Below are 18,596 nucleotides of genomic sequence, written 5' to 3' on the forward strand. Positions count from 1 at the left end.
GGACTAAAGGCCTTACAGGCCGGCACAGGATACCTGAATGTGGGTATTAAAGACAAAATGTTTTGAACGATGTCCTTTGTAGTTGTTGTTTTGCACAAATTTTTTAATTTTTATATGTGAAGTTGAGGTAACCGCCATGTCGACACCGGATAATCGTTCCGTCAATTTTTTTAGCTTGTTTCGCCGGGGGCAGCACTATGCGAAGACGTGGCCAATGGAAAAGCGCCTCGCGCCAGTGTTTGTAGAGAACCGCGTGATCCGCATGACGCGTTACGCGATCCGTTTTATGCCGCCTATCGCCGTCTTCACCTTATGCTGGCAAATTGCGTTAGGGGGGCAGTTGGGACCGGCCGTGGCGACTGCGCTGTTTGCGCTCAGCCTGCCGATGCAGGGCATGTGGTGGCTGGGTAAACGTTCTGTAACGCCGCTGCCGCCTTCAATACTCAACTGGTTCTACGAAGTTCGGGGTAAATTGCAAGAAGCCGGGCAGGCGCTCACTCCGGTAGAAGGAAAGCCTGATTATCAGGCGCTGGCTGACACGCTTAAGCGCGCCTTCAAACAACTGGATAAAACTTTCCTCGATGATTTGTAATTGACCCCAGATTACGCATATAAAAGAAGGCACAAGATGCCTTCTTTTTTTTCATCGCAGTAGTAGTGATACAGGAGTCCCAAATGGAAATGACCAACGCTCAACGTCTGATTTTGTCTAATCAGTACAAAATGATGACTATGCTCGATCCCACTAACGCCGAGCGTTATCGTCGTTTGCAGACGATTATTGAACGCGGTTACGGCTTGCAGATGCGCGAGCTGGATCGTGAGTTTGGTGAGCTGACGGAAGAAACCTGTCGTACGATTATCGATATTATGGAGATGTATCACGCATTACATGTGTCCTGGACTAATCTTAAGGACGCGCAGGCTATTGATGAGCGCCGCGTGACCTTCCTTGGCTTTGACGCCGCAACGGAAGCCCGTTACCTCGGGTACGTACGTTTTATGGTTAATGTAGAAGGTCGTTATACCCACTTTGATGCGGGTACGCATGGCTTCAACGCCCAGACCCCGATGTGGGAAAAATATCAGCGTATGCTGAATGTCTGGCACTCTTGCCCGCGCCAGTATCACCTGAGTGCGAATGAAATTAACCAAATCATTAATGCCTGAGGGGGCGAGCGTGCAGTGCAAAGGTTTTCTGTTTGATCTGGATGGAACGCTGGTCGATTCCTTACCCGCAGTTGAACGCGCGTGGTGCAACTGGGCCGATCGTTTTGGCCTCGATCACGCCGAGGTGCTCGGCTTTATTCATGGCAAGCAGGCCATTACCTCCCTGCGACACTTTATGGTGGGCAAATCTGAGGCTGAGATCGCCGCGGAATTCACCCGCCTGGAGCAGATCGAAGCGACGGAAACCGCTGGGATCACTGCGCTGCCGGGAGCGGTTGATTTACTCAACCACCTCAATAAAGCGGGTATTCCATGGGCGATTGTGACCTCCGGATCCATGCCGGTCGCACGAGCGCGTCATCGTGTCGCGGGTCTGCCTGCTCCTGAAGTGTTTGTCACCGCCGAGCGGGTAAAAAGAGGCAAGCCCGAGCCTGACGCCTATCTGTTAGGCGCCCAGCTTCTGGGTCTTGCGCCACAGGAATGCGCGGTGGTGGAAGATGCGCCCGCTGGGGTGCTTTCAGGACTGGCTGCAGGGTGTCATGTGATAGCGGTCAACGCGCCAGTGGACACGCCGCGTCTGGATGAGGTCGATTTTTCGCTGACCAGTCTGGAACATATTTCTGTGACCAAACAGCCTAACGGAAATGTGGTCGTGGTAAGAAATACCTGAACATGATTTAGCCCCAGATTGTTGGGGCTTTTTTATGGCAGAATCGATCCATCCCTCTCATTTAACAAGGATATGTTGTGAACGGTGAATTGATATGGGTTCTCTCATTGCTGGCGATTGCCGTCGTCTTGTTTGTCACTGGCAGAGTGCGTATGGACGCGGTCGCTTTGCTGGTCATCATTGCCTTTGTTCTGAGCGGAACATTGAGCATCACAGAAGCCTTTTCCGGATTCAGCGATCCTAACGTTATTTTGATAGCGGCATTATTCATTATCGGCGACGGCCTGGTGCGTACCGGGGTGGCGACGGTAATGGGTGCCTGGCTGGTGAAGGTGGCTGGCAGCAGTGAAGTCAAAATGCTGGTGTTGCTGATGATTACCGTTGCCGGGCTCGGGGCGTTTATGAGTTCGACCGGCGTGGTCGCCATCTTTATCCCGGTGGTCTTAAGCGTTTCCATGCGCATGGAAATTTCCCCTTCACGCCTGATGATGCCGCTGAGCTTTGCCGGATTGATAAGCGGCATGATGACGCTGGTGGCGACGCCGCCGAACCTGGTCGTCAATAGTGAACTGTTACGTGAAGGACTTAACGGGTTCAGCTTTTTTAGCGTTACCCCGCTGGGGCTGGTGGTTCTGGTACTCGGCATAATTTATATGCTGCTGATGCGCTTTATGCTCAAGGGAGAAGATTCCAGGCAGCCGGGAGACGGCTGGAAACGCCGGACCTTTCGCGATCTGATTAAAGAATATCGCCTGACCGGGCGCGCGCGTCGGCTGGCGATTCGTCCCGGTTCTCCTATGATTGGCCAGCGTCTGGATGATCTGAAGCTGCGTGAGCGCTACGGAGCAAACGTGATTGGCGTGGAACGCTGGCGTCGCTTTCGTCGCGTAATAGTCGACGTTAACGGGGTTTCTGAGTTTCGCGCCCGTGACGTATTGCTGATTGATATGTCCGCGGCCGATGTCGACCTGCGTGAATTTTGCAGTGAACAGTTTCTGGAACCAATGGTACTGCGCGGCGAATACTTCTCGGAGCAGGCGCTTGATGTGGGGATGGCCGAGATCTCTCTGATCCCTGAATCGGAATTGATCGGCAAAACGGTACGGGAAATCGCTTTTCGTACCCGCTACGGGCTGAATGTCGTTGGGCTGAAGCGCGATGGCGCGGCTCTGGCTGGAGCGGTGGTGGATGAGCCATTGCTGATGGGCGATATCATATTAGTGGTGGGCAACTGGAAGCTCATCACACTGTTGGGACAAAAAGGGCGTGATTTTGTCGTGCTGAATATGCCCGAGGAAGTCAGTGAAGCTTCTCCGGCGCACAGCCAGGCACCGCATGCGATTTTCTGTCTGGTGCTGATGGTTGCTCTGATGCTCACTGATGAAATCCCCAATACGGTGGCTGCGATCATCGCCTGTCTACTGATGGGGAAATTTCGCTGTATTGATGCCGAAAGTGCCTATAAAGCGATTCACTGGCCAAGCATTATTTTGATTGTCGGGATGATGCCCTTCGCGCTGGCTTTACAAAAAACCGGCGGTGTCGACTTGGTGGTGAAAGGGCTGATGGATGTCGGCGGCGGGTATGGCCCGTATGTGATGTTGGGCTGCCTGTTCGTGCTGTGTGCGACTATCGGGTTATTTATCTCCAACACCGCGACGGCGGTGCTGATGGCGCCAATCGCGCTTGCGGCTGCAAAGTCGATGGGCGTTTCACCGTATCCTTTTGCGATGGGGATTGCGATGGCGGCATCCGCAGCCTTTATGACACCGGTCTCTTCCCCGGTAAACACTCTGGTGCTCGGACCTGGCAACTACAGCTTTAGCGATTTCGTGAAGATTGGCGTACCGTTTACCATCATTGTGATGGCGGTGTGCGTGGTGATGATCCCGATGCTGTTTCCGTTTTGATGTTGTTGGCGGATGGCGACGGGGATATCTTCGCCGCCACCGGGTCATGCTTTTATAGCGGAGAATCCTGGCTGATTTCATCTAATGAGAGGTGAAAACTCGGGACAAACACGTCCATAAAGTAGTCCATCTCTTCGCTGCGTCGCGACTCCAGCGTTTTTTCCAGACGCGTCTTGGCAAGCAGAAATTCGTTATTACCGGCAGAGAGTTCCTCCAGACACTTCAGATACGCGCACAGGGCATCGGCCTGTTTAACAATCGATCTCTCTTCTTCACTTAAGGCATGTTCATCAATGAGCGGCGCAAAAATATCGCGCAGTTCATCAGGTACCATATCGACCAGCTTTTGCTGAGCAATTTTCTCTATCGCTTTATATTCCTGCGCAATCTGCGAGTTGAAATATTTCACCGGGGTAGGGAGATCACCGGTCAGCACTTCTGACGCATCGTGATACATCGCCAACAGAGCAATACGCTCAGCATTAACCTGACCACCAAATTTACGGTTTTTGATCGCGGCCAGCGCATGGGCAACCATGGCAACCTGCAGACTGTGTTCAGACACGTTTTCGGTGCGCACGTTGCGCATCAGCGGCCAGCGATTAATGAGCTTCAGACGGGAGAGGTGGGCAAAAAAATGGCTCTGCTTCATAACGACCCTTATATGATGGCAACCTAAAAGTCATTTTGCGCAGAGAAGGCTGTCAGATGCAAATACTCGTCATCCATCCGACAGCCTTTGTTTAATTACAGCTGGTGATACCCTGACAGGAAACGCTCAAATTTACTCAACGACATTTCAATATCGTCAATACGCGGCAGCGTGACGATGCGGAAATGATCCGGCCACGGCCAGTTGAACGCTGTTCCCTGAACCAGCAGTACTTTTTCCTGCAGCAGGAAGTCGAGCACCATCTTCTGGTCGTCATGAATGTTGAAGCGTTTAGCATCAATTTTCGGGAACATATACAGCGCGCCGCGCGGTTTTACGCAGGAGACACCGGGAATGTCATTGAGCAGTTCCCAGGCGCGGTTGCGTTGTTCATACAGACGCCCACCAGGCATGATAAATTCGCTGATGCTCTGGTATCCGCCCAGCGCGGTCTGAATGGCATGTTGCGCCGGAACGTTGGCACACAGGCGCATAGAGGCCAGCATCTCAAGACCTTCAATATATCCTTTAGCATGTTTCTTCGGCCCGTTCAGCACCATCCAGCCCTGACGGAAACCGGCAACGCGATAGGTTTTTGACAGGCCATTGAAGGTGATGGTCAGCAGATCCGGCGCCATTGCAGCGATGGAGTGGTGTTCAGCATCGTCGTAGAGAATTTTGTCGTAAATCTCATCCGCAAAGATGATGAGGTTGTTCTGGCGAGCAATCTCAACAATCTCCATCAGCAGCTCTTTAGAGTAAACAGCGCCGGTTGGGTTGTTTGGGTTGATGATGACGATCCCACGCGTACGCGGCGTGATTTTGGCGCGGATATCATCCAGGTCCGGGAACCAGTCTGATGATTCGTCACACAGGTAGTGCACGGCATTACCGCCGGAGAGCGATACTGCCGCCGTCCACAGCGGATAATCAGGAGCAGGAACCAGCATTTCGTCCCCACTGTTCAGCAATGCCTGCATAGCCTGCACAATTAATTCAGAAACGCCGTTGCCGATATAAATATCTTCCACGGTTACGTCGCGCATACCACGGGCCTGGTAATGCTGCATAATCGCTTTCCGGGCGGAATAAAGGCCTTTGGAGTCGCAATATCCTTGCGCTGTTGGCAAATTGCGGATCACATCCACCAGTATTTCATCTGGCGCTTCAAACCCGAATGGCGCCGGGTTGCCGATGTTCAGTTTCAGAACCTTATTGCCTTCTTCTTCCAGGCGCTTTGCTTCCTTCAGAACCGGGCCGCGAATGTCATAACAGACGTTTTCTAATTTGCTGGATTTTTCAATGGGGGACATGAACGTTGACCTTTTTAGCTGTGAATGCCACTCCCTGCCATGGAAGTCAGCCCAGCACAATGTACTCCCACGGCGGTGAGTTTTGAAGGGTCTTTAGTAGAAGATTTTGAAAAGCTATGAAGTGATAATTAACTGTTAACAACTAAATAATGTAAATATTATGAGATAATAATCTATCTGGATGTGTTTTGTTGGTAGTATATTTTGTTTTATTGGTTTGGTTGTGGTGATTTGTTTGGTCAAAAAAAGTTAAGCCTGTAAAGCGAAATGTCACGGGTGTCTAAGCTGGATGTGGTAATTCGAAAATACTGAGGTTTTAACTGCGGGACCTGTTATCGGCCTGATCCGTACGTGATACGGTGTGAATTCATTGTTAAGCAGAATTAATGAATTGAAGAATTCTTAATTAATTATTATTTAATATTTAAACGACATTAAATTGAATGGGCCAATAATAGCAAAACCGCTGCTCTGACATAACACCTGGTAGCCTGGAATTATTCACGATAACACTTATAAATATAGTGGTTTTAGGTTAAGATAAGTCTCATGAAATGGTAAGTAGTCTGAATTTTAAGATAATTCAAATGTTTGTTGGTTGTTCCTAACACACTGAAAAGTTAGTTTTTAATGTGTAAATTATTGTTCGTTAACTTTTTTTTAAATTTACAAAATTTACATGTTTTCCCTAAGTCAGAATCATCCAGCAGCTAAAAATTCGGCTCTTTCTCGTTGCTATATTCCGATGAATATCACGGGTATTAAAATAGCCAGGAAAGAGAATTGTTTCGTTTGTTAAACCAAATACATCCTTATTTTCACTTGGTTACACTAAGGAAGGTGCGAATAAGCGGGGAAATTCTTCTCGGCTGACTCAGTCATTTCATTTCTTCATGTTTGAGCCGATTTTTTCTCCCGTAAATGCCTTGAATCAGCCTATTTAGACCGTTTCTTCGCCATTTAAGGCGTTATCCCCAGTTTTTAGTGAGATCTCTCCCACTGACGTATCATTTGGTCCGCCCGAAACAGGTTGGCCAGCGTGAATAACATCGCCAGTTGGTTATCGTTTTTCAGCAACCCCTTGTATCTGGCTTTCACGAAGCCGAACTGTCGCTTGATGATGCGAAATGGGTGCTCCACCCTGGCACGGATGCTGGCTTTCATGTATTCGATGTTGATGGCCGTTTTGTTCTTGCGTGGATGCTGTTTCAAGGTTCTTACCTTGCCGGGGCGCTCGGCGATCAGCCAGTCCACATCCACCTCGGCCAGCTCCTCGCGCTGTGGCGCCCCTTGGTAGCCGGCATCGGCTGAGACAAATTGCTCCTCTCCATGCAGCAGATTACCCAGCTGATTGAGGTCATGCTCGTTGGCCGCGGTGGTGACTAGGCTGTGGGTCAGGCCACTCTTGGCATCGACACCAATGTGGGCCTTCATGCCAAAGTGCCACTGATTGCCTTTCTTGGTCTGATGCATCTCCGGATCGCGTTGCTGCTCTTTGTTCTTGGTCGAGCTGGGTGCCTCAATGATGGTGGCATCGACCAAGGTGCCTTGAGTCATCATGACGCCTGCTTCGGCCAGCCAGCGATTGATGGTCTTGAACAATTGGCGGGCCAGTTGATGCTGCTCCAGCAGGTGGCGGAAATTCATGATGGTGGTGCGGTCAGGCAAGGCGCTATCCAGGGATAACCGGGCAAACCGACGCATGGAGGCGATTTCGTACAGAGCATCTTCCATCGCGCCATCGCTCAGGTTGTACCAATGCTGCATGCAGTGAATGCGTAGCATGGTTTCCAGCGGATAAGGTCGCCGGCCATTACCAGCCTTGGGGTAAAACGGCTCGATGACTTCCACCATGTTTTGCCATGGCAGAATCTGCTCCATACGGGACAAGAAAATCTCTTTTCTGGTCTGACGGCGCTTACTGCTGAATTCACTGTCGGCGAAGGTAAGTTGATGACTCATGATGAACCCTGTTCCATGGCTCCAGATGACAAACATGATCTCATATCAGGGACTTGTTCGCACCTTCCCTAAGCGAAACTGCGAGGGAGGCACATTACAAATGGAGTTGTTTGATTCCAAATGCACAGCATTAACCCGGTATGACCCGCGAGTAAGTGAAAAACTATGATAAATGCAAATCGTCCGATAATTAACCTCGACCTCGATCTGCTGAGAACCTTCGTTGCTGTTGCCGACCTGAATACCTTTGCGGCTGCGGCAGCTGCGGTATGTCGAACTCAGTCTGCGGTGAGTCAGCAAATGCAGCGTCTTGAGCAACTCGTGGGGAAAGAGTTGTTCGCGCGCCATGGACGCAACAAACTACTGACCGAACATGGTATACAACTGTTGGGTTACGCCAGAAAAATACTGCGCTTTAATGATGAGGCATGCTCATCATTAATGTTTAATAATCTTCAGGGAGTGTTAACTATCGGTGCTTCTGATGAATCAGCCGATACCATACTGCCTTTCCTGCTCAACCGGATAAGTTCGGTTTATCCGAAGCTTGCGCTGGATGTGAGGGTCAAGCGTAACGCCTACATGGTGGATATGCTGAGGTCGCAAGAAGTGGACTTGGTTGTGACTACCAACCGTCCTGGCGATTTTGAATGTCTGAATCTGCGTACCTCGCCAACGCATTGGTACTGTGCTGCCGAATATATTCTGCAAAAAGGTGAGCCGGTACCGTTGGTTCTGCTGGACGATCCGAGCCCGTTTCGCGATATCGTGCTGGCGACATTAAATGCTGCTCAGATCCCGTGGCGTCTGGCTTATGTCGCTTCAACCTTACCTGCGGTTCGCGCGGCGGTAAAAGCAGGGCTCGGCGTCACTGCGCGGCCTGTTGAAATGATGAGTCCAGATTTACGCGTACTGGGCGCCGCCGACGGATTACCGCCATTGCCTGATACTGAGTATCTGTTGTGCTGCGATCCGTCCACGCAAAATGAGTTGGCAGAAGTTATCTTTAAGTCGATGCAAACGTATCAAAATCCTTGGCAATACAATCAGTTTACCCCTGAAGGGGGAGATGACTCGCTGATTGTTGAAGGCGACTTTGAGTAATCCGTCACATAAAATCGTTTTAAAATGTTAGTGTAAAAAAGAGCCTCTGGTGATGAAAAAACATCCAGCGGCTCTTTTTTTATGTAAATATTGCCGCTTTATGTCATTTGCTATACTAAAACTTAACAAAATCAGAAGGTAAAAAAACGGCCTGACACCTGGCTGAAAAATAAGCAGCAGCGTTACTAATTGTTTCCATGTTAAAAAACTAGAGAAATTGTTGCTGTTTTTTATGGTGAATTAACAAAAGCGTGTCACAGATCAAGAAAATACTCCCATTTAGGGGGAGGCATCTGGGTGAATTCCTGTCAAAATAGGTGAGTATTATCTTTTTTACTTCACTACGGACACGATTCAACAACATTAAAAATGACCGATGATGCGATCGAAATTGGTCTAAATAGCACTTTATGTTAATGAAGTTGGAGCGGTGTAAAATAATGTGAGGAAACTTTTGTTAAAGTTGACAAAAGGTTATAGAAAGGAGTAAAAAACCCCATCAATTAGCTGTATAAAATGGTTTTTCACAGTGATTGTAAGGTTTTTTTTATTCCTCCCCATGAATCGATGTGGCGTTCATCTGCCGAAAAGAGCAGAGAATTTGGCGCTACTTTTGATGAGTAAGCAATGAGTATGTCAACATCCACTGAAATCATCGCTCATCACTGGGCATTCGCTATCTTTCTTATTGTTGCCATTGGCCTGTGCTGCCTGATGCTCGTCGGCGGCTGGTTTTTAGGTGGTCGCGCGCGCGCGAGATCTAAAAACGTGCCGTTTGAATCAGGTATCGACTCGGTCGGCACCGCCCGCTTGCGCCTGTCTGCCAAGTTTTATCTGGTAGCCATGTTCTTCGTTATCTTCGACGTTGAAGCGCTGTATCTGTTCGCATGGTCAACTTCTATCCGTGAAAGCGGCTGGATTGGCTTTGTGGAAGCTGCAATTTTTATTTTTGTGTTACTGGCAGGTCTGGTTTATCTGGTGCGTATTGGCGCGCTGGACTGGACGCCCGCGCGTTCACGCCGCGAGCGTATGAACCCGGAAACGAACAGTATCGCTAATCGTCAACGCTAACCGCGAGGCATTAAGATGGATTATACGCTCACCCGCATAGATCCTAACGGTGAGAACGACCGTTACCCCCTGCAAAAACAGGAGATCGTAACCGACCCCCTGGAGCAAGAAGTTAACAAAAACGTGTTCATGGGCAAGCTGCATGACATGGTTAACTGGGGCCGTAAAAACTCAATTTGGCCATATAACTTTGGCCTTTCCTGTTGCTACGTTGAGATGGTGACCTCGTTTACCGCCGTGCACGATGTGGCCCGTTTTGGTGCGGAAGTACTGCGTGCATCGCCGCGTCAGGCTGACCTGATGGTCGTAGCCGGAACCTGCTTTACCAAAATGGCGCCGGTTATTCAGCGCCTCTACGATCAGATGCTGGAACCGAAATGGGTTATTTCCATGGGCGCATGCGCCAACTCCGGCGGTATGTACGACATCTATTCTGTGGTGCAGGGCGTTGATAAATTTATTCCGGTCGATGTGTACATCCCGGGATGCCCGCCGCGTCCGGAAGCGTATATGCAGGCTCTGATGCTGCTGCAAGATTCCATTGGCAAAGAACGCCGTCCGCTCTCCTGGGTGGTTGGCGATCAGGGCGTTTATCGCGCCAATATGCAGTCAGAACGCGAGCGTAAACGCGGCGAACGTATTGCTGTAACGAATCTTCGTACACCAGACGAGATTTAATTTGCGCCTGTCGGCAGCAGCACTTCCTTCGCTTATCACTACATAAATAGCGCGAAGCACTGCCGACCACCACGGACCATTTGCAATGGTGAACAATATGACCGACTTAACCGCGCAAGACGCTGTATGGCAAACACGGGATCACCTTGATGACCCGGTCATTGGCGAACTGCGCAACCGTTTTGGGCCGGATGCCTTTACCGTTCAGGCGACTCGCACCGGGGTACCTGTTGTTTGGGTCAAGCGTGAACAATTACTGGAAGTTGGCGATTTCTTAAAGAGACTGCCGAAACCTTACGTCATGCTGTTTGACTTACACGGCATGGACGAACGTCTGCGTACGCACCGCGAAGGGTTACCTGCCGCGGATTTTTCCGTTTTCTATCACCTGATCTCCATTGAACGCAATCGCGATATCATGCTCAAGGTGGCATTGTCTGAAAACGACCTGCGCGTACCGACGTTCACCAAACTGTTCCCGAACGCCAACTGGTATGAGCGTGAAACCTGGGAAATGTTTGGCATCGACATCGAAGGTCACCCGCACCTGACGCGTCTGCTGATGCCGCATACCTGGGAAGGTCATCCGCTGCGTAAAGACTACCCGGCGCGTGCGACCGAATTCGATCCGTTTGAGCTGACTAAAGCCAAACAGGATCTGGAAATGGAATCACTGACCTTCAAACCAGAAGAATGGGGCATGAAGCGTAGTTCCGAAAACGAGGACTTCATGTTCCTCAACCTCGGTCCTAACCACCCGTCTTCTCACGGTGCGTTCCGTATTGTGCTGCAGCTTGATGGCGAAGAAATCGTCGACTGCGTGCCTGACATCGGCTACCACCACCGTGGCGCTGAAAAGATGGGTGAACGTCAGTCCTGGCATAGCTACATTCCGTACACCGACCGTATCGAGTACCTCGGCGGCTGCGTTAACGAAATGCCTTACGTACTGGCCGTTGAGAAACTGGCTGGCATCACCACGCCGGATCGCGTCAACGTGATTCGCGTTATGTTGTCTGAACTGTTCCGTATCAACAGCCACCTGCTGTACATCTCCACGTTCATCCAGGACGTCGGCGCGATGACGCCGGTCTTCTTCGCCTTTACCGACCGTCAGAAAATCTATGACGTAGTGGAAGCGATCACCGGTTTCCGTATGCACCCGGCCTGGTTCCGTATCGGCGGTGTGGCACACGATCTGCCGCGCGGTTGGGACAAACTGCTGCGTGACTTCCTCGACTGGATGCCAAAACGTCTGGATTCCTACGAGAAAGCCGCACTGCGTAACACCATCCTGAAAGGCCGTTCGCAGGGCGTTGCCGCTTATGGTAAGAAAGAAGCGCTGGACTGGGGTTGTACCGGTGCTGCGCTGCGTGCGACCGGTATTGATTTTGACGTGCGTAAAGCGCGTCCATACTCTGGCTACGAAAACTTTGACTTTGAAGTCCCGGTTGGCGGCGGCGTGTCCGACTGCTATACCCGCGTGATGCTGAAAGTTGAAGAGCTGCGCCAGAGTCTGCGCATCCTTGAGCAGTGCCTCAACAACATGCCGGAAGGCCCGTTCAAAGCGGATCACCCGCTGACTACGCCGCCGCCGAAAGAGCGCACGTTGCAACATATCGAAACCCTGATCACCCACTTCCTGCAGGTTTCGTGGGGACCGGTTATGCCGGCAAACGAGTCCTTCCAGATGGTGGAAGCGACCAAGGGTATTAACAGTTACTACCTGACCAGCGATGGCAGCACCATGAGTTACCGTACCCGTATCCGTACCCCGAGCTATGCGCACCTGCAGCAGATCCCGGTAGCGGTACGTGGCAGCCTGGTGTCCGACCTTATCGTCCACCTGGGTAGTATCGATTTTGTTATGTCAGATGTGGACCGCTAATTATGCACGAGAATCAACAACCACAAACCGAGGCTTTTGAGCTGAGTGCGGCTGAGCGTGAAGCGATTGAGCACGAGAAGCACCACTACGAAGACCCGCGTGCGGCGTCCATTGAAGCGCTGAAAATCGTTCAGAAACAGCGTGGCTGGGTGCCGGATGGGGCGATCTATGCGATCGCTGATGTGCTGGGGATCCCGGCAAGCGACGTAGAAGGTGTTGCCACGTTCTATAGCCAGATCTTCCGCCAGCCGGTAGGTCGCCACGTGATCCGCTATTGCGACAGCGTGGTGTGCCATATCAACGGCTATCAGGGGATCCAGGCTGCGCTTGAGAAAAAACTCAACATCAAGCCGGGGCAGACGACCTTTGACGGTCGTTTTACGCTGCTCCCGACCTGTTGCCTGGGGAACTGCGATAAAGGGCCGAACATGATGATCGATGAGGATACTCATGCTCACCTGACCCCGGAAGGCATTCCCGAACTGCTGGAGCGGTATAAATGAAAGACATTATCCGTACTCCCGAAACGCATCCGCTGACCTGGCGTCTGCGTGATGACAAACAGCCGGTCTGGCTGGACGAATACCGTAGCAAGAACGGCTACGAAGGTGCACGTAAGGCCCTGACCGGGCTGTCACCGGACGAAATCGTTAATCAGGTAAAAGACGCTGGCCTGAAAGGGCGCGGCGGTGCGGGTTTTTCCACCGGTCTGAAGTGGAGCCTGATGCCGAAAGACGAATCCATGAACATCCGTTACCTGCTGTGTAACGCCGATGAAATGGAGCCGGGTACCTATAAAGACCGTCTGCTGATGGAACAGCTGCCGCACCTGCTGGTGGAAGGCATGCTGATCTCCGCGTTTGCGCTGAAAGCGTACCGTGGTTACATCTTCCTGCGTGGTGAATATATCGAAGCGGCTGTGCATCTGCGTCGCGCGATTGCCGAAGCAACCGAAGCCGGCTTGCTTGGCAAAAACATCATGGGCACCGGTTTCGACTTCGAACTGTTTGTCCACACCGGGGCAGGGCGCTATATCTGCGGTGAAGAGACGGCGCTGATTAACTCCCTTGAAGGTCGTCGTGCTAACCCACGCTCTAAGCCGCCGTTCCCGGCAAGCTCTGGCGCTTGGGGTAAGCCGACCTGCGTTAACAACGTCGAAACCCTCTGTAACGTACCAGCTATCCTCGCGAACGGCGTGGAGTGGTACCAGAACATTTCGCAGAGCAAAGACGCGGGCACCAAGCTGATGGGCTTCTCAGGTCGCGTGAAGAACCCTGGCCTGTGGGAACTGCCTTTCGGTACTACCGCGCGCGAGATCCTCGAAGATTACGCGGGCGGCATGCGCGATGGCCTGAAATTCAAAGCCTGGCAGCCGGGCGGCGCGGGTACGGACTTCCTGACTGAAGCGCACCTCGATCTGCCGATGGAATTCGAAAGCATTGGTAAAGCCGGTAGCCGTTTGGGCACCGCGCTGGCAATGGCTGTCGATCACGAGATTGGCATGGTTCCTCTGGTGCGTAACCTCGAAGAGTTCTTTGCCCGCGAGTCCTGCGGCTGGTGTACGCCGTGCCGTGACGGTCTGCCGTGGAGTGTGAAAATTCTGCGCGCGCTGGAGCGTGGCGAAGGCCAGCCTGGGGATATCGAGACGCTTGAGCAACTGTGTCGTTTCCTCGGCCCGGGTAAAACCTTCTGTGCACACGCCCCGGGTGCGGTGGAGCCGCTGCAGAGCGCCATTAAATATTTCCGCGAAGAATTCGAAGCTGGCATCAAGCAGTCCTTCAGCAATACCCATCAGATTGGTGGTATTCAGCCGAACCTGCTGAAAGAGCGCTGGTAATAGCAGGGTAACCCTGAATCGCGATCAGAAATTCGATTAACGCTCGGTTTTAGACCGAGCCAACTGGAAGCATGCTGACTATGGCTACGATTCATGTAGACGGCAAAGAATATGAGGTCAACGGAGCGGACAACCTGCTGGAAGCTTGTCTGTCTCTCGGCCTTGATATTCCGTACTTTTGCTGGCACCCGGCGCTGGGAAGCGTCGGTGCTTGCCGCCAGTGTGCGGTGAAGCAATATCAAAACGCGGAAGACACGCGTGGTCGCCTGGTGATGTCTTGTATGACACCGGCCACCGAAGGCACCTTTATTTCAATTGATGACGAAGAAGCGAAGCAGTTTCGCGAAAGCGTAGTGGAGTGGTTGATGACTAACCACCCGCACGACTGTCCGGTCTGTGAAGAGGGCGGTAACTGCCACCTTCAGGATATGACCGTCATGACCGGTCATAGCTTCCGTCGCTACCGCTTCACGAAGCGTACTCACCGCAACCAGGACCTGGGGCCGTTCATCTCTCACGAAATGAACCGCTGCATCGCCTGCTATCGCTGCGTACGTTACTACAAAGATTACGCCGATGGTGCGGATCTGGGCGTCTATGGCGCACATGACAACGTCTACTTTGGTCGTCCGGAAGACGGTACGCTCGAAAGCGAATTCTCCGGTAACCTGGTGGAAATTTGCCCGACCGGCGTCTTCACCGATAAAACGCACTCCGAGCGTTATAACCGTAAATGGGACATGCAGTTTGCGCCGAGCATCTGCCAGCAGTGTTCTATCGGTTGTAACATCAGCCCGGGCGAGCGCTACGGTGAACTGCGTCGTATCGAAAACCGCTACAACGGTACCGTTAACCACTACTTCCTCTGCGACCGTGGTCGTTTTGGCTATGGTTACGTGAACCTGAAAGACCGTCCACGCCAGCCGGTACAGCGTCGTGGCGATGACCTGATCACGCTGAACGCCGAACAAGCGATGCAGGGCGCGGCAGATATTCTGCGTCAGTCGAAGAAAGTGATTGGTATCGGCTCCCCGCGTGCCAGCGTTGAAAGTAACTTTGCGCTGCGTGAACTGGTCGGTGCGGATAACTTCTATACCGGTATTGCCCAGGGCGAGCAGGAACGTCTGCAACTGGCTCTGAGCGTGCTGCGTGACGGCGGTATTCATACCCCGGCACTGCGCGAAATCGAGTCATACGATGCGGTTCTGGTCCTGGGCGAAGATGTCACCCAAACCGGCGCGCGCGTTGCGCTGGCAGTGCGTCAGGCGGTGAAAGGTAAAGCGCGTGAAATGGCGGCGGCGCAGAAAGTGGCCGACTGGCAGATTGCGGCAATCCTCAACATCGGCCAGCGCGCCAAGCACCCGCTGTTCGTTACCAACGTCGATAACACCCGTCTGGATGATATCGCGGCATGGACCTACCGTGCGCCGGTTGAAGATCAGGCGCGTTTAGGTTTCGCTATCGCCCATGCGTTGGATAACAACGCCCCGGCGGTTGACGGTATCGACCGTGACCTGCAGAACAAAATTGACGTCATCGTTCAGGCTCTGGCCGGGGCGAAGAAACCACTGATTATTTCCGGTACCAACGCCGGTAGCGCCGACGTGATTCAGGCTGCTGCCAACGTGGCGAAGGCGCTGAAAGGCCGTGGCGCAGACGTCGGAATCACCATGATTGCTCGCTCTGTTAACAGCATGGGGCTGGGTATGATTGGCGGTGGTTCCCTTGACGACGCGCTGACCGAACTGGAAACAGGTCGTGCTGACGCCGTTGTGGTGTTGGAAAATGACCTGCATCGCCATGCTTCAGCAACGCGTGTGAACGCCGCGCTGGCGAAAGCGCCGCTGGTACTGGTCGTTGACCATCAGCGCACGGCTATTATGGAAAACGCCCATCTGGTGCTTTCCGCCGCTAGCTTCGCCGAAAGCGATGGTACGGTAATTAACAACGAAGGTCGCGCCCAGCGTTTCTTCCAGGTCTATGACCCATCCTACTACGACAGCAACACCGTAATGCTGGAAAGCTGGCGCTGGCTGCACTCGCTGCACAGTACCGTGCAGAGTCGTGAAGTGGACTGGACGCAGCTCGACCATGTTATCGACGCGGTCGTTGAGAAGTTACCGCAGTTGGCGGGTATTAAAGATGCCGCGCCGGATGCAAGCTTCCGTATCCGTGGACAGAAACTGGCACGTGAACCGCACCGCTACAGTGGCCGTACCGCAATGCGCGCCAACATCAGCGTCCACGAACCACGCCAGCCGCAGGACAAAGACACCATGTTCGCTTTCTCTATGGAAGGGAACAACCAACCGTCTGCGCCGCGTTCACAAATTCCGTTTGCCTGGGCTCCGGGCTGGAACTCCCCACAGGCGTGGAACAAGTTCCAGGATGAAGTGGGCGGTAAACTGCGTCATGGCGATCCGGGCGTGCGTCTGATCGAAGCTTCTGCAGATGGTCTGGATTACTTCACAACCGTTCCGGCGAGCTTCCAGGCTCAGGATGGTCAGTGGCGTGTCGCGCCTTACTATCATCTGTTTGGTAGTGACGAAATGTCCCAGCGTGCGCCTGTCTTCCAGACCCGTATGCCGCAGCCGTACATCAAACTCAACCCGGCTGATGCCGCGAAGTTGGGTGTGAATGCCGGTACGCGCGTTTCTTTCAGCTACGATGGCAACACGGTTACGCTGCCGGTTGAAATCGCTGAAGGATTAACGGCAGGGCAGGTTGGTTTGCCAATGGGTATGCCTGGCATCGCGCCGGTTCTGGCTGGTGCACGTCTTGAGGATCTGCAGGAGGCACAACAATGAGTTGGATTACACCCGATCTGATTGAGATCCTGCTGAGCGTTCTCAAAGCGGTCGTGATTCTGCTGGTGGTGGTCACCTGCGGGGCATTCATGAGCTTTGGCGAACGTCGTCTGCTCGGTCTGTTCCAGAACCGTTACGGACCGAACCGTGTTGGCTGGGGCGGTTCGCTCCAGCTGGTTGCGGACATGATCAAGATGTTCTTTAAAGAAGACTGGATCCCGAAATTCTCGGATCGCGTCATCTTTACCCTGGCACCGATGATCGCCTTTACCTCGCTGCTGCTGGCTTTCGCCATCGTGCCGGTGAGCCCGAACTGGGTGGTTGCTGACCTGAACATCGGGATCCTGTTCTTCCTGATGATGGCAGGCCTCGCGGTATACGCGGTGCTGTTCGCAGGCTGGTCCAGTAACAACAAATACTCGCTGCTCGGTGCGATGCGCGCGTCTGCGCAGACGCTGAGCTACGAAGTATTCCTCGGACTTTCCCTGATGGGCGTGGTGGCGCAGGCCGGTTCATTTAACATGACCGACATCGTCAACAACCAGGCTGATATCTGGAACGTTATTCCGCAGTTCTTTGGTTTTGTCACCTTTGCCATCGCGGGCGTGGCGGTGTGTCACCGTCACCCGTTTGACCAGCCAGAAGCCGAGCAGGAACTGGCCGACGGTTACCACATTGAATACTCCGGTATGAAATTCGGTCTGTTCTTCGTGGGTGAGTACATCGGCATCGTCACCATTTCTGCACTGATGGTTACCCTGTTCTTCGGTGGCTGGCATGGTCCGTTCTTACCGCCATTCGTCTGGTTCGCGCTGAAAACCGCGTTCTTCATGATGATGTTCATTTTGATTCGTGCGTCGTTACCGCGTCCTCGTTATGACCAGGTAATGTCCTTCGGCTGGAAAGTCTGTCTGCCGCTGACGCTCGTCAACTTGCTGGTAACGGCGGCTGTCATTCTCTGGCAGGCGCAATAAGGGACACAAAGACCATGACCTTAAAAGAATTGTTAGTAGGTTTCGGCACCCAGGTACGCAGTATCTGGATGATCGGCCTGCATGCGTTCGCGAAACGCGAAACGCAGATGTATCCGGAAGAGCCAGTCTATCTACCGCCCCGTTTTCGTGGTCGTATCGTTCTGACCCGTGACCCGGACGGCGAAGAGCGCTGCGTTGCCTGTAACCTGTGTGCAGTAGCGTGTCCGGTAGGCTGTATCTCTTTGCAAAAAGCAGAGACCAAAGACGGCCGCTGGTATCCAGAGTTTTTCCGCATTAACTTCTCACGCTGCATTTTCTGCGGCCTGTGCGAAGAAGCCTGTCCGACAACGGCTATTCAGCTGACTCCAGATTTCGAGCTGGGTGAGTACAAGCGCCAGGACCTGGTTTACGAGAAAGAGGATCTGCTGATCTCCGGTCCGGGTAAATACCCGGAATATAACTTCTACCGGATGGCAGGTATGGCAATCGACGGCAAAGATAAGGGCGAAGCAGAGAACGAAGCCAAGCCTATCGACGTCAAGAGCCTGTTACCGTAAGGA

Annotated in this window: 16 protein-coding genes; 13 read left to right on the top strand and 3 right to left on the bottom strand. The window is 52.6% G+C overall.

Features of this window, described 5'->3' with window-relative positions; translation table 11 throughout:
• Positions 1–136: 136 nt before the first annotated feature.
• The 4 genes from yfbV (at position 137) to HV311_RS07570 (ending at position 3,750) form a co-directional block, all read left to right on the top strand.
• Positions 137–592, top strand: a complete 456-nt coding sequence (yfbV, locus tag HV311_RS07555; RefSeq protein WP_016153842.1) for a terminus macrodomain insulation protein YfbV — start codon at positions 137–139, stop codon at positions 590–592.
• Positions 593–675: 83 nt separating this feature from the next.
• Positions 676–1,170 (top strand): YfbU family protein, encoded by a 495-nt coding sequence (locus HV311_RS07560; protein WP_016153841.1) that lies wholly within the window; start codon positions 676–678, stop codon positions 1,168–1,170.
• Positions 1,163–1,840 carry a sugar phosphatase gene (locus tag HV311_RS07565; protein WP_085951065.1) on the top strand — a complete coding sequence of 226 codons (678 nt, stop codon included), beginning with the start codon at positions 1,163–1,165 and terminating at the stop codon, positions 1,838–1,840. The genes HV311_RS07560 and HV311_RS07565 overlap by 8 nt, the downstream gene beginning before the upstream one ends.
• A 77-nt stretch (positions 1,841–1,917) precedes the next feature.
• A complete protein-coding gene (locus tag HV311_RS07570; RefSeq protein WP_019077293.1) occupies positions 1,918–3,750 on the top strand; it encodes an SLC13 family permease in 1,833 nt (610 codons plus the stop codon).
• A gap of 52 nt (positions 3,751–3,802) precedes the next feature.
• Here HV311_RS07570 and yfbR read toward each other — a convergent pair whose 3' ends face one another.
• The 3 genes from yfbR to HV311_RS07585 all read right to left on the bottom strand — a co-directional run bounded on the left by yfbR (position 3,803) and on the right by HV311_RS07585 (position 7,677).
• Positions 3,803–4,402, bottom strand: coding sequence for a 5'-deoxynucleotidase (gene yfbR, locus HV311_RS07575; protein WP_003028083.1), 600 nt, complete (start codon positions 4,400–4,402; stop codon positions 3,803–3,805).
• A gap of 95 nt (positions 4,403–4,497) precedes the next feature.
• Positions 4,498–5,715: an alanine transaminase AlaA gene (gene alaA, locus HV311_RS07580; protein ID WP_005129483.1), complete on the bottom strand. Its 1,218-nt coding sequence runs from the start codon at positions 5,713–5,715 to the stop codon at positions 4,498–4,500.
• 981 nt (positions 5,716–6,696) lie between these two features.
• Positions 6,697–7,677 carry an IS5-like element IS5 family transposase gene (locus HV311_RS07585; RefSeq protein WP_064349473.1) on the bottom strand — a complete coding sequence of 327 codons (981 nt, stop codon included), beginning with the start codon at positions 7,675–7,677 and terminating at the stop codon, positions 6,697–6,699.
• A gap of 165 nt (positions 7,678–7,842) precedes the next feature.
• On the opposite strand from HV311_RS07585, the gene lrhA reads away from it, so the two are divergent.
• The 9 genes from lrhA (at position 7,843) to nuoI (ending at position 18,593) form a co-directional block, all read left to right on the top strand.
• Entirely contained in the window at positions 7,843–8,781 is a 939-nt protein-coding gene (gene lrhA, locus HV311_RS07590; RefSeq protein WP_191220922.1) for a transcriptional regulator LrhA, read from the top strand.
• Between the two features lie 627 nt (positions 8,782–9,408).
• Positions 9,409–9,852, top strand: coding sequence for an NADH-quinone oxidoreductase subunit NuoA (gene nuoA, locus HV311_RS07595; RefSeq protein WP_003028077.1), 444 nt, complete (start codon positions 9,409–9,411; stop codon positions 9,850–9,852).
• Positions 9,853–9,867: 15 nt separating this feature from the next.
• Positions 9,868–10,530: an NADH-quinone oxidoreductase subunit NuoB gene (nuoB, locus tag HV311_RS07600; protein ID WP_003028075.1), complete on the top strand. Its 663-nt coding sequence runs from the start codon at positions 9,868–9,870 to the stop codon at positions 10,528–10,530.
• 85 nt (positions 10,531–10,615) lie between these two features.
• Positions 10,616–12,418 carry an NADH-quinone oxidoreductase subunit C/D gene (gene nuoC, locus HV311_RS07605; protein WP_016153837.1) on the top strand — a complete coding sequence of 601 codons (1,803 nt, stop codon included), beginning with the start codon at positions 10,616–10,618 and terminating at the stop codon, positions 12,416–12,418.
• A gap of 2 nt (positions 12,419–12,420) precedes the next feature.
• Positions 12,421–12,921, top strand: a complete 501-nt coding sequence (nuoE, locus tag HV311_RS07610; RefSeq protein WP_003028069.1) for an NADH-quinone oxidoreductase subunit NuoE — start codon at positions 12,421–12,423, stop codon at positions 12,919–12,921.
• The gene (gene nuoF, locus HV311_RS07615) at positions 12,918–14,255 is read left to right on the top strand and encodes an NADH-quinone oxidoreductase subunit NuoF (RefSeq protein WP_016153836.1); all 1,338 of its coding nucleotides are present in this window, start codon (positions 12,918–12,920) and stop codon (positions 14,253–14,255) included. The genes nuoE and nuoF overlap by 4 nt, the downstream gene beginning before the upstream one ends.
• An 80-nt stretch (positions 14,256–14,335) precedes the next feature.
• On the top strand, positions 14,336–17,062 hold the full coding sequence (gene nuoG / locus HV311_RS07620; protein WP_032931989.1) for an NADH-quinone oxidoreductase subunit NuoG: 2,727 nt from the start codon (positions 14,336–14,338) through the stop codon (positions 17,060–17,062).
• Positions 17,059–18,036, top strand: a complete 978-nt coding sequence (gene nuoH / locus HV311_RS07625; RefSeq protein ID WP_016153834.1) for an NADH-quinone oxidoreductase subunit NuoH — start codon at positions 17,059–17,061, stop codon at positions 18,034–18,036. Before nuoG ends, nuoH begins: the two co-directional genes overlap by 4 nt.
• A gap of 14 nt (positions 18,037–18,050) precedes the next feature.
• On the top strand, positions 18,051–18,593 hold the full coding sequence (gene nuoI, locus HV311_RS07630) for an NADH-quinone oxidoreductase subunit NuoI (RefSeq protein WP_005129470.1): 543 nt from the start codon (positions 18,051–18,053) through the stop codon (positions 18,591–18,593).
• Positions 18,594–18,596: the final 3 nt, after the last annotated feature.

Origin of the sequence: Citrobacter sp. RHBSTW-00881 (assembly GCF_013728515.1) — a bacterium.
Classification (GTDB): Bacteria; Pseudomonadota; Gammaproteobacteria; order Enterobacterales; family Enterobacteriaceae; genus Citrobacter; species Citrobacter braakii.

Coding starts and splice junctions, on each gene's coding strand:
- yfbV (WP_016153842.1), top strand. CDS start 137: ATGTCGACACCGGATAATCGTTCCGTCAATTTTTTTAGCTTGTTTCGC.
- HV311_RS07560 (WP_016153841.1), top strand. CDS start 676: ATGGAAATGACCAACGCTCAACGTCTGATTTTGTCTAATCAGTACAAA.
- HV311_RS07565 (WP_085951065.1), top strand. CDS start 1,163: ATGCCTGAGGGGGCGAGCGTGCAGTGCAAAGGTTTTCTGTTTGATCTG.
- yfbR (WP_003028083.1), bottom strand. CDS start 4,402: ATGAAGCAGAGCCATTTTTTTGCCCACCTCTCCCGTCTGAAGCTCATT.
- alaA (WP_005129483.1), bottom strand. CDS start 5,715: ATGTCCCCCATTGAAAAATCCAGCAAATTAGAAAACGTCTGTTATGAC.
- HV311_RS07585 (WP_064349473.1), bottom strand. CDS start 7,677: ATGAGTCATCAACTTACCTTCGCCGACAGTGAATTCAGCAGTAAGCGC.
- lrhA (WP_191220922.1), top strand. CDS start 7,843: ATGATAAATGCAAATCGTCCGATAATTAACCTCGACCTCGATCTGCTG.
- nuoA (WP_003028077.1), top strand. CDS start 9,409: ATGAGTATGTCAACATCCACTGAAATCATCGCTCATCACTGGGCATTC.
- nuoB (WP_003028075.1), top strand. CDS start 9,868: ATGGATTATACGCTCACCCGCATAGATCCTAACGGTGAGAACGACCGT.
- nuoC (WP_016153837.1), top strand. CDS start 10,616: ATGGTGAACAATATGACCGACTTAACCGCGCAAGACGCTGTATGGCAA.
- nuoE (WP_003028069.1), top strand. CDS start 12,421: ATGCACGAGAATCAACAACCACAAACCGAGGCTTTTGAGCTGAGTGCG.
- nuoF (WP_016153836.1), top strand. CDS start 12,918: ATGAAAGACATTATCCGTACTCCCGAAACGCATCCGCTGACCTGGCGT.
- nuoG (WP_032931989.1), top strand. CDS start 14,336: ATGGCTACGATTCATGTAGACGGCAAAGAATATGAGGTCAACGGAGCG.
- nuoH (WP_016153834.1), top strand. CDS start 17,059: ATGAGTTGGATTACACCCGATCTGATTGAGATCCTGCTGAGCGTTCTC.
- nuoI (WP_005129470.1), top strand. CDS start 18,051: ATGACCTTAAAAGAATTGTTAGTAGGTTTCGGCACCCAGGTACGCAGT.